General features: G+C 75.7%; 13 protein-coding genes. 4 read left to right on the top strand and 9 right to left on the bottom strand.

Annotated features, from left to right (window positions below; genetic code table 11):
• Positions 1-83: 83 nt before the first annotated feature.
• The 8 genes from H7K62_RS16135 to H7K62_RS16170 all read right to left on the bottom strand — a co-directional run bounded on the left by H7K62_RS16135 (position 84) and on the right by H7K62_RS16170 (position 10,523).
• On the bottom strand, positions 84-1,109 hold the full coding sequence (locus tag H7K62_RS16135) for a LacI family DNA-binding transcriptional regulator (RefSeq protein WP_186720216.1): 1,026 nt from the start codon (positions 1,107-1,109) through the stop codon (positions 84-86).
• Between the two features lie 64 nt (positions 1,110-1,173).
• Positions 1,174-2,010, bottom strand: a complete 837-nt coding sequence (locus H7K62_RS16140; RefSeq protein ID WP_186720217.1) for a PaaX family transcriptional regulator — start codon at positions 2,008-2,010, stop codon at positions 1,174-1,176.
• A gap of 116 nt (positions 2,011-2,126) precedes the next feature.
• Positions 2,127-2,870, bottom strand: a complete 744-nt coding sequence (locus H7K62_RS16145; RefSeq protein WP_186720219.1) for a maleylpyruvate isomerase family mycothiol-dependent enzyme — start codon at positions 2,868-2,870, stop codon at positions 2,127-2,129.
• Between the two features lies 1 nt (position 2,871).
• On the bottom strand, positions 2,872-3,762 hold the full coding sequence (locus H7K62_RS16150; RefSeq protein ID WP_186720220.1) for a fumarylacetoacetate hydrolase family protein: 891 nt from the start codon (positions 3,760-3,762) through the stop codon (positions 2,872-2,874).
• The gene (locus H7K62_RS16155; protein ID WP_186720221.1) at positions 3,759-4,919 is read right to left on the bottom strand and encodes a cupin domain-containing protein; all 1,161 of its coding nucleotides are present in this window, start codon (positions 4,917-4,919) and stop codon (positions 3,759-3,761) included. Before H7K62_RS16155 ends, H7K62_RS16150 begins: the two co-directional genes overlap by 4 nt.
• Positions 4,916-6,676 carry a (2,3-dihydroxybenzoyl)adenylate synthase gene (locus tag H7K62_RS16160; protein WP_186720224.1) on the bottom strand — a complete coding sequence of 587 codons (1,761 nt, stop codon included), beginning with the start codon at positions 6,674-6,676 and terminating at the stop codon, positions 4,916-4,918. Before H7K62_RS16160 ends, H7K62_RS16155 begins: the two co-directional genes overlap by 4 nt.
• Positions 6,673-8,865: an acetate--CoA ligase family protein gene (locus H7K62_RS16165; RefSeq protein WP_222437725.1), complete on the bottom strand. Its 2,193-nt coding sequence runs from the start codon at positions 8,863-8,865 to the stop codon at positions 6,673-6,675. The genes H7K62_RS16160 and H7K62_RS16165 overlap by 4 nt, the downstream gene beginning before the upstream one ends.
• Positions 8,862-10,523, bottom strand: a complete 1,662-nt coding sequence (locus H7K62_RS16170) for an FAD-dependent monooxygenase (RefSeq protein ID WP_186720227.1) — start codon at positions 10,521-10,523, stop codon at positions 8,862-8,864. The genes H7K62_RS16165 and H7K62_RS16170 overlap by 4 nt, the downstream gene beginning before the upstream one ends.
• Before the next feature lie 188 nt (positions 10,524-10,711).
• On the opposite strand from H7K62_RS16170, the gene H7K62_RS16175 reads away from it, so the two are divergent.
• Positions 10,712-11,113, top strand: coding sequence for an ATP-binding protein (locus H7K62_RS16175; protein ID WP_186720229.1), 402 nt, complete (start codon positions 10,712-10,714; stop codon positions 11,111-11,113).
• Positions 11,114-11,146: 33 nt separating this feature from the next.
• On the opposite strand, the gene H7K62_RS16180 is transcribed toward H7K62_RS16175, so the two are convergent.
• The gene (locus H7K62_RS16180; protein ID WP_222437726.1) at positions 11,147-11,830 is read right to left on the bottom strand and encodes a DUF1345 domain-containing protein; all 684 of its coding nucleotides are present in this window, start codon (positions 11,828-11,830) and stop codon (positions 11,147-11,149) included.
• Between the two features lie 177 nt (positions 11,831-12,007).
• On the opposite strand from H7K62_RS16180, the gene H7K62_RS16185 reads away from it, so the two are divergent.
• The 3 genes from H7K62_RS16185 to H7K62_RS16195 all read left to right on the top strand — a co-directional run bounded on the left by H7K62_RS16185 (position 12,008) and on the right by H7K62_RS16195 (position 14,708).
• Positions 12,008-13,054, top strand: a complete 1,047-nt coding sequence (locus H7K62_RS16185; protein WP_186720232.1) for a Gfo/Idh/MocA family protein — start codon at positions 12,008-12,010, stop codon at positions 13,052-13,054.
• A 33-nt stretch (positions 13,055-13,087) separates the two neighbouring features.
• The gene (locus H7K62_RS16190) at positions 13,088-14,116 is read left to right on the top strand and encodes a Gfo/Idh/MocA family protein (RefSeq protein WP_186720234.1); all 1,029 of its coding nucleotides are present in this window, start codon (positions 13,088-13,090) and stop codon (positions 14,114-14,116) included.
• A 115-nt stretch (positions 14,117-14,231) separates the two neighbouring features.
• Positions 14,232-14,708 carry a YbaK/EbsC family protein gene (locus H7K62_RS16195; protein ID WP_222437727.1) on the top strand — a complete coding sequence of 159 codons (477 nt, stop codon included), beginning with the start codon at positions 14,232-14,234 and terminating at the stop codon, positions 14,706-14,708.
• Positions 14,709-14,811 lie beyond the last annotated feature (103 nt).

The following is a 14,811-nucleotide window of genomic DNA, read 5'->3' on the forward strand; positions in this document are numbered from 1 at the left end:
CTGTGTCGGCCGACGCGAAGTCGTCCTTGAGCGGTCGTCGTCCGGTGGCGCCGAGGACCACCGCTACCCCGCCACCGCGCCCGTCAGCTGCTCGCCCGCTCCACGACGCGGTGGGGGACGGTCCGCGTCATCGGGCCCCGGTAGGACGGGTCGCGCTCGACCTGGGCCAGCAGCAGTCCCACCGCGGTGGAGGCGGTCGCAGTGGTCTCGAGCGCGACGGTGCTCAGCGCGGGGTGACTGCGAGCGGCGTCCTTGATGTCGTCCACCCCCACCACCGCGACGTCCCCGGGGACGTCCAGCCCGTGGCTGAGCAGGACGTGCATCGCGCCCAGCGCCAGGGAGTCGTTGCCGCAGAACAGTGCGTCGAAGGCGGCGCCGGAGGCGAGGAGCTCCGCGGCAGCCGCGGCTCCGCCCTCCCACGTCCACCGCTGCGCCTCCACCACCAGCTCGGGCGCCGACGCCAGCCCCGCCGCCTCCAGCGCCTGGCGGTAGCCCCGCAGCCGGTAGGCGCCGGCCAGGCTCGCTCCGGAGTCGCGGTTGGGACCGATCATCGCGATGCGCCGACGCCCCCGGCCCAGCAGGTGGGAGGTCCCCGCGCGACCGATCGCCACGTTGTCCAGGACCAGCTGGTCTGCACCGGCCTGCAGCGGGTGGTCCGCCAGCAGGACCACCGGCTGGTCGCTGACCAGCAGGTCGCGGTCGTCAGGCCCGAGGGCGTGGGGCTGGAAGATGAGGCCGTCGCTGAGCAGGCGGTCGTGGCCGCCGAGGATGGCCAGCTCCCGCGACCGGTCGGACTGGGTCTGCTGCAGGGTGACCGCCCAGCCCCGGCGCTCGGCGGCGTCGACCACGGCCAGGGCGAGCTCAGCGAAGTAGTCGATGCGCAGGGCGGGCACGGCCAGGGTCAGCAGACCGGTGCGGCCGGTCCGCAGGCCGCGGGCGGAGACGTTCATCTGGTAGCCCAGCTGCCGCACGGCCGTCATGACGGCGTCGCGGGTCGTCGGGGAGACCGGCTTGTTGCCCGACAGGACGTTGGACACGGTCCGGCTCGTGACCCCCGCGACGGCGCCGACGTCGGCCATGGTCACCGGTCGCCGCGGGCTCGTCGTCATGAGCACATCAAAACCGACCGGCGGCCTGTCCCGGTCCAGCCCCTCGACCGGTCGAGCTGCCCGCTCAGGTGACCGCGGGGGGCTCGGGCACCTCGGTCTGCACCACGGACTCGACGTGGGCGCGAGCCGCGGGCCCCAGCGCGGCGTGGGTGCGGGTGAAGAGCTCCCAGGCGCGCTGGCCCGGCCAGTCCGACGGGCACAGCTCGACCGGCAGGCGGGGGTCCTTGAAGGGGAAGTGCCGGTAGGTGGAGACCAGCTGGGTGCGCGCCACGAGCGCCGCGGCACCCTCCAGGCGCTCCGGGTGGGCGGCCAGCTCGGCGTTGGCCTCGATGAACTCCCGGTACTCCGCGGCCAGCGCCGGCAGGTCCCAGCAGCGCGCCGCGAGCGCGCGGTCGTGCTCGTGGTCTCGGGAGGCGCAGGTGAAGACGTCGGTGCGCTGCGCCAGCTCGCCCCCGAGCAGCTCGGCGGTGGCGGCCTCGATCTCGGCGCGCCGGTCCCCCGGCGCCAGCCACGTGGAGGTCGCCATCTGGCCGAAGCCGTGCCAGGCCAGGGTGCGGCGCAGCTCGTCGCGGCCGCTGCGGTCCGCCTCCGCCAGCCCGTAGATGAGCATCGTCCACGTGCGGTCCCACTCCTGCGCGGGCACCGCGAAGATCCGCCGTCGGCCCTGCTCGAGCAGCGCGAGCATCTCGTCGCTGAGCCGGTAGACGGTCTCCCGCCCGATGCGGCGGGTGGTGAACCAGCCCTCGCGGCGCAGGCGCGACAGCGTCATCCGGACCGTGGCGGGGGCGACGTCGAAGGCGCCCAGCAGCTCGGTCATGTGCCCCAGGAGCACCTCGCCGCCGGTGTAGCGCAGGTAGTCGCCGAAGAGGTCCAGCACGAGCGAGCGAGGGGCGGCCGTCACCGGGCCCATCTCACCACGACGGCCGGTGAGCGCCGCTGGCAGTGCGGCCAGCGGGCCCTCTGCGGGCCGCAGGACCGCTGGCCGCACGACCGCCGTCGTGGGCGCCGCGCCGGCCGTCACAGCCAGCGGGGTGCGGCCCGGGGCCCCTCCCCCACCCACTCCAGCGCGTCACCGGTCGGGCCGCTGGCCCGGCCGGTGGCCCACGCGACGAGGTCGGGCAGGTCCCCGCAGACCACCGACGAGGCCGCCGCGGCGTCCGCGCCCCAGGAGCGCTGGCCGCTGACCAGCCGCAGCCCCGCTCCCTCACCGCGGCGCGACCAGGCGCCGAGGACGTCGGGCAGCAGCCGGGCGAGGAACTCCTCGGGGAGGTCGCGCACCCGCAGCCCGGCGCCCAGGTCCACGGCGTGCAGCCAGACCTCCCGCTGGCGCAGCCACAGCGTCTCGCGGACCGGGACCTCCCGTCCCTGGGCGGTGCGCACGGGCGCCGCCCAGCGGTCCTCGGGCAGGTCGCGCCAGCGCACGTCCAGCTCGATCGCGGCGTGCTCGGCGAGGCTGCGCAGCGCCTGCGGCCGCAGCGTGGAGCCCAGGTCGATCTCGGCGTTCCGCGCCTCCGGCGAGGCGTACATCGGCGTCTCCACCCCGGTGTCCGCCCACACGACGAGCCGCGAGAGGGCCCGCGCGTTGTAGCCGACGTGCGCCACGAGGTGGCGGCGCGTCCAGCCCGGCATGAGCGAGGGCCCGTCGAAGCCGGCGTCGTCCACGCGCGAGAGCTCCCGGCGGAACGCCGCCTCGCCGAGCCGCGCCGCGGCGAGGTCGGCGAGGACGGCGGGGTCGGTCGCCAGCACCTGGCGAGCGACCACGTCAGCCCACCTGCCCCGAGGGCTGCGCGGGCAGCTGCTCGGCGACCACGCTGTTGCGCAGCGTGCCCAGCCCCTCGACGGTCACCTCCACGACGTCGCCGTCCACGAGGTAGCGCGGGGGCTTGCGCGCCCGCCCCACCCCGCCGGGGGTGCCGGTGAGCAGCAGGTCGCCCGGTGCGAGCTCGAGGACCGTCGAGACGTAGGAGACGAGCTCCGCGGGACCGAAGAGCAGGTCGTCGGTGGGAGCGGACTGCACCTCCTCGCCGTTGAGCCGCGTGGTGATCGCCGGGCCCGGCTGCCAGGAGTCGGCCGTGGTGAGCACCGGCCCGACCGGCGTGGACGAGTCCCACACCTTGCCCTGCAGCCACTCCTTGGTGCGGAACTGCCACGTCCGCATCGAGACGTCGTTGGCGACGGCGTACCCGGCGATGGCGCGTGCGGCCTGTGCGGTGTCAGCGCGGCGCACCCGCTGGCCGACCACCACCACCAGCTCGCCCTCCCAGTCGAGCGCGTCGTCCTCGGGGGGCAGCGGCACCTCGTCGCGGGGGCCGGTGAGCGTGGAGGCCCACTTGGCGAAGAGCGTGGGGTGCTCGGGCAGGTCGCGGCCCATCTCCAGGATGTGCGCCTTGTAGTTCAGCCCGACGCAGACCACCTTGGCCGGGTGCGGCACCAGCGGTGCGAGGTCGAGGTCGCCGTAGCGGTGGGTGGCCCCACCGGCGGAGGCCGCGAGCTGCTGCCACCCGTCGACGGCGAGCAGCGCGCCCACGTCCGTGGCCCCGCCCAGCGCAGCGGGGTCCAGCTCGACGACGCTCGCGGCGTCGTCGTCCTGAGGACCGTCGAGCCGGCCGACGCGCGTCGTGCCGTCCGGGAGTCGAAGGGTCAGGAGCTTCATGCGTCGTCCTCCACGTGCGTGCGGGCCAGAGCGAGCTTCTCGACCACCGGGTGGTCGCTGAAGGTGAACAGGTCGAGGCCGGCGCCGTCAGCGGCGACCTGGTAGGGCACCCAGGACGGGACGACGACGAGGTCGCCCTTGGCCACCTGGTGCTCCGTGCCGTGCTCTGGGCCACCGAGCACCACCGTCCCGGTGCCCTCGAAGACCTGGAACACGCTGGAGCCGACCTCGCGGCGCGTGCGCGTGGCCGTGCCCGCGGTGAGGCGGTGGAACTCCGCGCGCAGGGTCGGCATGACGTCACCGCCGGTGGTGGGGTTGGTGTAGCGGACGGCGGCGTGGCCGCGCTCCACCGTGGCCGGGTGACCGGCGGCCTCCAGCTCGAGCTGCGCGCGCAGCGCGGCGTCGGTGTGCTCCCAGCGGTAGGCGCCGATGGGCGAGGAGACCGTGTTCTGCAGCTGCGACAGCGGCCGCAGCCCGGGGTGGCACCACAGCTCCTCCGAGCGCGACAGCCGCGGGGTCGACTCGTCCGTGACCCGGTCCGCGCCGAACTCGAAGAAGGAGGAGTCGGTGTAGTGGACCAGCGGGATGTCGAGCCCGTCGATCCACGCCATCGGCTGGTCGGTCTCGTTGTGGTGGCCGTGGAAGCGCCACCCGGGGGTGAGCAGGAAGTCGCCGCGGCTCATGCGGACGGGGTCGCCGTCGACGACGGTCCACACGCCCTCGCCCTCCACCACGAAGCGGAAGGCGTTCTGGCTGTGCCGGTGCTCGGGCGCCACCTCGTGGCCGCCGAGGTACTGGATGGCCGCCCACAGCGTGGGCGTGGCGAACGGCTGCCCGCCCAGGCCGGGGTTGGCCAGCGCGATGGCGCGGCGCTCGCCGCCGCGGCCCACCGGCACGAGGTCGCCGGCGCGCTCGGCCAGCGGCAGGAGCGTCTGCCAGCGCCACACGTGCGGCACGGCCCTCGGGCGGGGCGACGACGGCATGAGGTCGCCGATCTGCGTCCACAGCGGGATGAGGTCCGCGGCGCCGAAGTCGGCGTAGAGCTCCTCCAGGCGGCGCTCCTCCTCCGGCGTCGGGGGCGGGGGCACCGGGGTGCCCGCCACGAGGTCCTCGTCCGCGCCGGCGGGGTGGGTGGTCTGCTGGTCGAGGGTGGTCATGCTCCGCTCCCTGCTGTGCTCGGGGTCTGCGCGTGCTGGAGGCGGCTGGCGACGTCGGCCCGCAGCGCCTTCTTGTCGATCTTCCCCACCTTGCTCATGGGGAGCTCCCCCACCACCTCCAGGCGCTCGGGCGTCTTGAACGCGGCCACGCCGAGGCTGGTGAAGGCCTCCTTGAGCTGCTCCAGGCTCATGACGCCCGCGCCGGCGCTGGGCACCACGTACACGCAGACGCGCTCGCCGAGCACCGGGTCGGGCATGGCGACGGCGGCCGCGAGGTCCACGCCGCCGGCGCGGTAGACGAGGTCCTCGACCTCCTCGGCGGAGATCTTCTCGCCACCGCGGTTGATCATGTCCTTGTCGCGGCCGTGCACGACGAGGTTGCCGTCGGGCCGCCGGACCACGACGTCGCCGCTGCCGTACCAGCCGTCGGCGGTGAAGGCGGTGGCGTACTGCTCCGCGGGTGAGCCGGGCGGGCTGTAGTAGCCGCGCGGGGTGTAGGGGCCGCGGGTGAGCAGCGCACCGGGCTCGCCGTCGGGGAGGTCCCTGCCGAACGGGTCGACCACGCGCACCTCGTCGGCCTCGTGCACCGGGCGGCCCTGCGTGGTGGTGACGACCTCGTCGGGGTCGTCCAGGCGCGTGGTGTTGATGAGCCCCTCGGCCATGCCGAACACCTGCTGGAGGGTCGCGCCGAGCGCCGGCCGCACGCGGGCGGCGTACTCGTCGGGCAGGCGGGACCCGCCCACCTGCAGCACGCGGAGCGTGCGCAGCTGGCGCCTGCCCTCCTCGCCGAGCTCCGCGGCGTGGTCGACCCAGCGCTGCGCCACGGCGGGGACGGCGGCGGAGATGGTGACCCCCTCGCGCTCGACGGTGGCGAACGCGCGCACCGGTTCCGGGCTCGGGAGCATCACCGCGCGCCCACCCACCAGCAGCACGCCGAGCACGCCCGGGCACGCCAGCGGGAAGTTGTGGCTGGCCGGCAGGGTGCCCAGGTAGACGTCGGCGGAGCCCAGCTCGGCGGCGTCGGCCGTGGCGCGCAGGTTGCACGCGTAGTCGTCGTGGGTGCGCACGATGAGCTTGGGCAGCCCCGTCGTCCCCCCGGAGATGAGCAGGACGGCGACGGCGTCCGCGGCCGGCGCGAGGCCGTCGGCGACCACGCGGTCCGTGGCGGCCTCGCTCGCGTCCGCCGGAGGGGCGACGAGCGCGCCGAGGTAGGTGGAGCGGCCGTCACGCGGGGCTCCGTCCGGCTGCCCGTCCTCGGGGGTGCCCAGGACGAGCACGTGCTCGAGGTCGGGCAGCTCCTCGGCCAGCTCGTGGGCCAGGGCCTCGTGGTCGAAGCCGCGCAGCACCGACGGCACCGCGACGGCACGGGCCTGCGAGAGCGACGCGAGGTGCGTCAGCTCGTGCTTGCGGTGGGCGGGCAGGGCCATGACGGGGATGAGGCCGCTGCGCAGGCACGCGAGCGTCAGCACCACGAACTCCCAGCCGTTGGGCAGCTGCACCAGGAGCCGGTCGTCGGGGCGCAGGCCCAGGTCGAGCAGGCGGCGGGCTGCCGCGTCCGCGCGCTCGGAGAGCTCGCGGCGGGTCAGCCGCACCTGCGCGGGACCGGCGTCGACGAGGGCGACCTCGTCGGGGTGGGCGTCCGCGACCTCCCACAGCAGGTCGCCCAGAGGGCGCCCCTGCCAGTACCCGGCGGCGCGGTAGCGCGCGGCGACGTCAGCGGGCCAGGGGACGACGCCGTCCCGGCTCGGGCAGCTCATGCTCGGACCTCTGCTTCCTCGGGGATCTGGCCGCTCGCGGCCGCGTCGGCGTCGGTGATCAGGACGGCGTCGAGGGCCAGCAGGCCGTCGGCGGTGGCGCGCAGCGGGTTGACCTCGACCTCGGCCAGCCCGGGGTTGCCGGTCAGGAGCGCGGCGAGCGCCGCGAGGACGTCGGCCAGCTGCTCGGTGTCCACGGCCGGAGCGCCGCGGTGCCCGTCGAGCAGGGCGCGGGTGCGCAGCTGGTCGGGCAGGGCCAGCAGCTGGCCCCGGGTGAGCAGCGCGGGGTCGGCGGAGGCGATCGCGACGTCGGCGAGCACCTCGGTGGCGACGCCTCCGGCGCCGAGCACCACCACCGGCCCGAACACCGGGTCCCGGCGGGCGCCGACCACGAGGTCGACCCCCGGGGCCGCCATGGCCTCGACGAGGCACGGCTGGTCGCCGAGGCGCGCGAGGGCGTCGAGGGCGACGTCGAGGCCGGCGGCGTCGCGGACGCCCACGTGCACACCGCCGACGTCGCTCTTGTGGAGGATCGCGGCGTCGCTGACCTTGACCACCACGCGGCCGCCGTCTCCCCGGGGCGCCAGCTCGGCGAGCGCGGCGTGGGCCTCCTCGCGGGTGCGGCACAGGCGCCGGGGCGGCGTGGCGATGCCGACCTCGCCGAGCAGGTCCTTGGCGCGGGCCTCGTCCCAGGCACCCGGCTCGACGGCGGGCGCGGACGTCGCCTGGCCGGGGCCGCTGGAGGCCACCGCCGAGCGGGCGCTGGCCGGAAGGGCCCCCTGCGCGCGGGCGTCCTCGACGAGGGCGACCAGCGCGGTGGCGAGCGCGCCCGGGCCGACGGCCACGGGCAGTCCGGCGCCGTGCGCCGCGGCTCGGGCCCGGTCCACCTCGCCGGAGGTGCCGTCGAGGCCGACCACGGCCACGGCGCCGGCCAGGTCGGCCCCGGAGATGGCGCGCGGGAGGTCGACCACGGGCTCGGCGAGCGCGTAGACGCCGACGGCGCTGACGGCCGGGTCGGCGGCGACCGCCGCGACGACCTCGCCGTGCTGCGGACCGGGGCGCCCGGTGTCGACGGGGTTGGCCTGGTAGGTCATCGGCGGCAGCAGCTGCGACAGGCGCTCGCGCGTGGCGGGGGCCAGCTCGGGCAGCCCCACGCCCGCGCGGTGCAGCGCGTCGGCGACGAGCAGCCCGGGCCCGGCCTGCGCCGTCACCAGCCCCACGCCCGTCGCGCTGGTCGTCGGGCGCAGCCGCGCCCGAGACAGCGCGCTGGCCGCGGTGAGCAGGTCGTCCTCGCGGTCCACCACCACGGCACCGGCCTGGCGCAGCAGCGCCCGGGTGGTGCGCCACGACGTCGCGAGCGCCCCGGTGTGGGAGGCGGCGAAGCCGCTGACGTCGTTCTCCCCCACCACGAGGGCGACCACCGGCAGGCGGCGGCTGGTGCGGCGCACGGCGTGCAGGAGCGCCGGGCCGTCGGGCACCGACTCCAGGTGCAGCGCCACCGCCCTCGCGCTGCTGTGCCCGCTCTCCGCGGCGGCGGCGAGGTGGTCGAGCACGTCGGCGGCCGTCACGTCGACGCCCGCGCCGATGCCCACGCCCAGCGCGACGCCCTCGCCGGAGCGCTGCAGGGCGAACGACAGCGCGTGGTTGAGCCCGCCGCTGGCGGCCACCACGGCCACGCGGCCGGGCAGCACCTGCGCGGCGTCGGGCACGAAGCTGGCGCGCAGCCGCGCCCCGGGCACGAAGAACCCGGAGGTGTTCGGTCCCAGCAGGCGCAGGCCGGTGCGGCGGACCACCTCGAGCAGGTGGCGCTCGTGCTCAGCGCCCTCCGGGCCGGACTCCCCGAACCCGCCGGAGCAGACCAGCAGCGCCCTGACGCCGGCCTCGGCGCAGTCAGCGGCGGCCGCGGCGCAGGCGGCCGCGGGCACGCACAGCACGGCGAGGTCGGGCGCGCCGCCGGCGTGCACGACGTCGGCGGCGGCCTCCGCCACGGTGGTGCGGGTGCCGGCGGCGCCGCGGGCGTTGACCAGCCCGACGGGGCGGCCACCGGCGGCGAGCGCCGCGGCCATGGCGCCGCCGAGCTTGGTCGGGTCGCTGCTGGCGCCGACCACCACCACCCCGCGGGGCGCGAACAGCGCGTCCAGCCCCCGCCGACCGGTGGGTGCCGCCGCGCGGCGGGAGGCGACAGCGGTCACGAGGTCGCTCCCGCCAGCTCGGACCGCGGCGCGGCAGCGCTCTGGGGCACGACGACCGCCACGGCGTCGGCGCGTCCGGACAGCAGCGCGGTCTCCACCGCGTCGTCGAGGGCGGCGGGGTCGTCGGCGTCGACGGCGAGCACCGCGACCAGCCCGCGGCGCAGCCGTGCCTCCTCGCAGACCAGCGTCCGCGTCAGCGGGGTGCCACCGGAGACGACCACCACCCCGGCGGCGGGCAGGGCGGACGTCACGGCCTCCAGGTCGCGCTCGTCAGCGGGAGCGGTGACGGCCACCGCGGCCGTCCCGTCGACGGCGAGCAGGCGCTCGCCCTCGTGGGCGAGCCAGGGCGCGCCCTCGCCGTCGACGCCACCCGTGACCAGCTGCAGCCGGCGGCCGGGAGCGGTCACGGCGCTCGTCGTCGTGCTGGTGAGCTGCAGGGGGGTGGCCAGCGGAGCGGAGCCGTGCTCGACCGCCCAGTGGCCCCTCACCCGGCCGGCGAGGGCCGGGTCGCGCTGCGCGACCTTGTCGATGCCGATGCTGCGGGAGAAGAAGTGGAAGGCGAAGGTGGTGGCGTCGAGGTCGCGGGCGTAGTCGCCGAACCGCTCCCACCACGCCAGGCTCGGCACCGCGGCGCGCTGGATCTTGGCGACGGCCGCCCCGCGCTCGGTCTGGTAGGCGGCCAGGGCCGGGGCGAGCGCGTCCGCCCCGTCGGCGCCGGCGACCTCGCGAGCCAGGACGACGGCGTCCTCCATGGCCATCTTGGTGCCCGACCCCACCGAGAAGTGGGCGGTGTGGACGGCGTCACCGAGCAGCGCGACGGGGGCGAGGTCGCCGTCGGCCGGCACCCACCAGTCGCGGGTGGCGCGGGTGCGGAAGCTGGACCAGCGCGAGCTGTTGGCCACGAGGCGCGCGCCGCTGACGTCGTCGGCGAAGAGGGCCTCGAGGTAGCGCCGGCTCGCCTCGTCGGAGGGACCGGGGGGCTGGTCGGTGTCGAAGGCGTCCAGCCCGGCGCGGTGCCAGGTGTCGGGGTCGGTCTCGACGATGAAGGTGCTCAGCTGGTCGCTGATGGGGTAGCCGTGCACGGCGAAGGCACCGTTCTCGTCGCGCCGGTGCAGGAACGTCAGGCCGTCGAAGAGGTGCTCCACGGCGAACCAGATGAACTTGGCGGTGGCGGTGGTGACGGTGTGGCCGAGGTCGTGACCGGCCTCCTCGAGCTGGCGGCGCACCGCGGAGCCGGTGCCGTCGGCGCCGACGACGAGGTCGTGCCGCTGGCGGAGGTCGGCGAGCGCTGGCGCCTGCTCGCCGAAGCGGATCTCGACCCCGGCGTTCTCGGCCTCCTCCTGGAGGCGGCGCAGCAGCACCCGGCGGTGCACCGCGGCCATGCCGTTGCCCGCGAAGGTGCGCTGCTCCCCGTCCTTGCGGACCTCGATGGCGTCCCAGTGGGTGCCGTGGTCGCGCAGGGCGTGGCGCAGCACCGGGTCGGCCTCGTCGATGACGCGCAGCGTGGCGTCGGAGAAGACGACGCCGAAGCCGAACGCGTCCTCGCGGCGGTTGCGCTCGTAGACGGTGACGCGGGCGGAGGAGTGCTGCCGCGCCAGCAGGCTCGCGAGGAACAGGCCGCCCGGCCCGCCCCCGACGACGGCGATGTCGTGGCTCATGGGCGTCACGGTAGGGCGACGGACGCCGAAGTGCAACAGTCTGGCGTCGCCGTGTTTGTCACGCGTCACATGTGAGCTGGCCGGGAGTCCCCGAACGGCCGCACGCACGGCGCGCCCCCGTCGGCGCGCCGTGCCACAGTGGGACTGCTGTGACCACTGATGCTCATGCCGACCCCGACGCGCCCCCCGTGCACCGCGAGCACGCCCGGGTGGTGCTCCGGCACACCCCCTCGGCGGCCGGCGCCGCCCGGCGGTTCGCGCGCAACCACCTGTGCCCGGCGCACGCGGCCGACGCGCTGGACGCGGTGCTCGTCGTCGTCAGCGAGCTGGTCACCAACGCCGTCGAGCACGGCCAGCCACCCGTGGTGCTGACGCTGCTCTGCAACGTCGAGCAGGTGGTGGTGGGCGTCCACGACTCCTCCACCACCGAGCCGCGCCGCGCCGAGGGCGAGGTGCCGTGGCACTCCGAGAGCGGGCGCGGCATGCAGCTGGTGGAGGGACTGTCGGTGCACTGGGGCGTCAGCGACGAGGGCCCCGGCGGCGGCACCGGCAAGGGCGTCTGGGCCACCATCACCCTCGACCCGACCTGACCCGACCTGCCCCGACCTGGACCGCCGGCGGGCTCAGCCGGACGAGCCGAGGCCAGCCAGCAGGTTGATCGTCGCCCCCAGGACCACCGCGCCCAGCAGGAACGACAGCAGCGCGTGCCGCAGCGCCGCGCCGCGCATCGACCGGGACGTCAGCCCCGTGTCGGAGACCTGGTAGGTCATGCCCACCGAGAACGCGACGTACGCGAAGTCGAGGTAGGACGGCGGCCCGCCCTCGAACTGGATGCCACCGGGCTCGTCGCCGTCGTAGTACAGGTAGGCGTAGTGCAGGCAGAAGGTCGTGTGGACGACGAACCACGACGCCGCCACCACCAGCAGGCCCAGCCCGGCCAGCAGGTCCTGCGCGGCGCCGTGCGCGTTCCCCGCCTGCACGAGCAGACCGCCCACCCCCACGAGGCTGCCCAGGCAGGCGAGCAGGAGCACCGTGCGGCTGGCCGGGCGCGACGGGTCGTCCCGGGTGGCGTGGGCGGCGGTGGCCTTCGCGTCGAACCGTGCGATGAGGCGCAGGTCGCGCGCCAGCACCACCGCCGCCACCACGATCCAGCCCGCGGCGAACGCCGCCGCGCCCGCTCCGGCGAGCACGGCGAGCGCCGCGACCACCGCACCGGTGACGAGCGCCGCGGCGAGCCGCCGGGAGGCGCGCCGGGGGCGGTCCAGCGTCTCCGCGTAGGAGTGGTTCACCACGGGCTTGGGGCTCACGAGCCGGAGGCTACGGCGCGAGGGGGCTCCGGGGCGCGCGGCTCACCCCGTCGCCACCTGTGGATGCCCTGGGCGCAGCACCGCCGGGACGAGTTCGTCCAGTGACTTGAGCAACCACTGGGGGACGTGGTCGGATGGACGGCGTCCGACCTTCGACGTCGAAACGGATCTTCCGCCGTGCCCTCCTCCCCTCCCGCACCGCACACCCCCCAGCCGCTGCGCGTGGCCGTCCTCGGTGCCTGGCACGTCCACACCGACGACTACGCCAGGTCCGTCCTGGCCCACCCCGGCACCGAGCTGGTGGCCGTCTGGGACGACGACGCCGAGCGCGGCCGGGCCGCCGCCGACCGCCTGGGGGCGCCCTTCGTCCCCGACCTGGCCGAGCTGCTCGCCGGTGGCAGCGCAGCGGGCCGCGTGGACGGCGTCACGGTGACGACGTCCACGGTCGCCCACCGCGAGGTCATCGGGGCTGCGGTCAGCGCGGGCGTGCACGTCTTCACCGAGAAGCTGCTGGCCCCCACGGTCGCCGAGTGCACCGAGCTGCTCGCCGAGGCCGAGCGCACCGGCGCCGTGGTGGTGGTCTCGCTGCCCCGCCTGTACGCGGGGTGCACCGCCGCGGTCCGCGAGGTGGTGGACAGCGGCCGCCTCGGCCGCGTCACGTACGCCCGGGTGCGGCTGTCCCACGAGGGCGCCGTCACCGGCTGGCTGCCGGACCGGTTCTTCGACCCCGCGCCCTCGGTGGGCGGCGCCCTCACCGACCTCGGCTGCCACCCCGTCTACCTGGTGCAGCTGCTGCTCGGCGCCCGCCCCGACACCGTCACCGCGGTGTACGCGTCCGTGACCGGGCGGGCCGTGGAGGACAACGCCGTCGTCGTCGCCAGCTACCCGGGAGGCGTCATCGGGGTCGCGGAAGCGAGCTTCTCCTCCCCCACCCCGTTCACCATCGACGTGTTCGGCACCGAGGGCACCGTCAGCTGGACCGACGCGCCGGGCCGGCTCACCGCTACCGGTGCGGCCTTCCGGTCCGCGGAGCAGGACGACGACGGTGCGCCCGTGCTGCTGCCCGTCTCGGAGGACTCCCCCGGCGCGTTCGCCCAGTGGGTGGACCACATCCGCTCCGGCACCCGCGCTGAGGAGAACACCTCCCGCGCCGTGGAGCTCACGCGCCTGGTGGTGGCCGCCAACCGCGCCGCCGCCGAGCAGCGCGCCGTCCCGCTCGACTGACCACCTCCCCCCGCTCGACGAGGAGCTCCAGCCATGACCAGCACCGACAGCCCAGCCCTCCCGACCGCACCGATCACGATCGGGCTCATCGGCGGCGGTGGCATCGCCACCGCGCACCTGCGCGGCTACGCGGCCGCGGCGGACCGGATCCGCGTGGCGGCCGTCGCCGACGCCGTCGAGGCGACCGCCCGCGCCCGCGGCGAGGAGCTCGGCGTCCCCTCCTTCACGGACTACCTGCAGATGATCGCGTCGGCCGAGGTCGACGCCGTGGACATCTGCCTGCCGCACCACCTGCACGCCGACGCGATCGTCGCCGCGGCGCGCGCGGGCAAGCACGTGCTGTGCGAGAAGCCGCTCTGCCTGACCCCGCAGGAGGCGCGGCGCGCGCAGGCCGCCGTGGCCGAGGCGGGCGTGACGCTCATGTGCGCGCACAACCAGCTCTTCCTGCCCGCGGTGGCCACGGCGAAGGCGGTCATCGAGTCGGGTGCGCTGGGGCGCATCTACGAGGTGCGCACCACCGACAGCTTCTTCAACGACTTCGACCCGTCGAACATGGGCTGGCGCGCCCACGCCGCCACCAGCGGCGGCGGCGAGCTCATCGACACCGGCTACCACCCGACCTACCTCATGCTCCACCTCGCCGGCGGCGTGCCCGTGGAGGTGACGGCGATGCTGTCCACCCACCGGCTGTCGTTCATGGAGGGCGAGGACTCCGCCCAGGTGCTCGTGCGCTTCGACAACGGCGTGGTCGGGCAGCTGGTCACCAGCTGGGCCTACGAGGCGGCGCCCGGCACGGAGCGGTTCTCCGTGGTCGGCGAGCTCGGGTCGCTGACCTCGGACGGGACGTCGCTGCGCTACGACCTGCGCGACGGGACGAGCAGGACCGAGGAGTTCGAGCCGGTGGACACCTTCTCGGCGGAGATCTCCGCCTTCGCCGACTGCCTGCTCACCGGGACCCGACCGATCCACACCGAGGCCGAGGGCGTCGCGGTGCTCGGCACCATCCTCGCGGCCTACGAGGCGGCCCGGGAGCGCCGCGTCGCCGAGGTCATCCGCGCCTGACCACCCCCCACCCTCCGTGATCATGGGCTTCCCGAGCACTTTCACCCCGTGATCATGGGCTTCCCGAGCGCCTCCCGTCGGTGGAGGACGACGGGGCTGCGCCAGGATGGCGGGCGTGAGCACCGAGCGCGTGCAGGCCTTCCTCGACGAGCACCTGCCCGGGACCCGGGTCATCGAGCCCGAGGTCGACACCCCCACCGTGCAGGCGGCGGCCGACGCGCTCGGGGTCGAGCCGGGGCAGATCGCCAAGACGCTGGCGCTGCGCGCCGGTGACCGGGTGGTGCTCGTGGTGGCACGCGGCGACGCACGGCTCGACAACGCCAAGTTCAAGGCCGCCTTCGGTGCCAAGCCGCGCATGCTGCCCGGCGAGGAGGCCCACGCGGTGACCGGCCAGCCCGTGGGCGGCGTCAGCCCGTTCGGTCACCTGGAGCCGCTGGAGGTGCACTGCGACGAGTCGCTGCGGGCCTTCGACGTGGTCTACCCCGCCGGGGGCAGCCGCCGCTCGGCGGTGCCGCTGACGCCGGCGCAGCTCGGCGCGCTCACCGGTGACCGGTGGGTGGACGTGACGCGGCCGCCGCAGCCCAGTCCGTGACCGCTCCGCTGTCTGACGGTGCTCGGGAAGTCCATGATCACGGCCGGAAAGTGCTCGGGAAGTCCATGATCACGGCCGGAAAGTGCTCGGGAAGCCCATGATC

Origin of the sequence: Quadrisphaera sp. RL12-1S (genome assembly GCF_014270065.1) — a bacterium.
Taxonomy (GTDB): Bacteria; Actinomycetota; Actinomycetes; order Actinomycetales; family Quadrisphaeraceae; genus Quadrisphaera.

Bases quoted from the DNA above. Each gene is read 5' to 3' on its own strand.
- H7K62_RS16135 (WP_186720216.1), bottom strand. From the start codon at position 1,109: ATGACGACGAGCCCGCGGCGACCGGTGACCATGGCCGACGTCGGCGCC.
- H7K62_RS16150 (WP_186720220.1), bottom strand. From the start codon at position 3,762: ATGAAGCTCCTGACCCTTCGACTCCCGGACGGCACGACGCGCGTCGGC.
- H7K62_RS16155 (WP_186720221.1), bottom strand. From the start codon at position 4,919: ATGACCACCCTCGACCAGCAGACCACCCACCCCGCCGGCGCGGACGAG.
- H7K62_RS16160 (WP_186720224.1), bottom strand. From the start codon at position 6,676: ATGAGCTGCCCGAGCCGGGACGGCGTCGTCCCCTGGCCCGCTGACGTC.
- H7K62_RS16170 (WP_186720227.1), bottom strand. From the start codon at position 10,523: ATGAGCCACGACATCGCCGTCGTCGGGGGCGGGCCGGGCGGCCTGTTC.
- H7K62_RS16190 (WP_186720234.1), top strand. From the start codon at position 13,088: ATGACCAGCACCGACAGCCCAGCCCTCCCGACCGCACCGATCACGATC.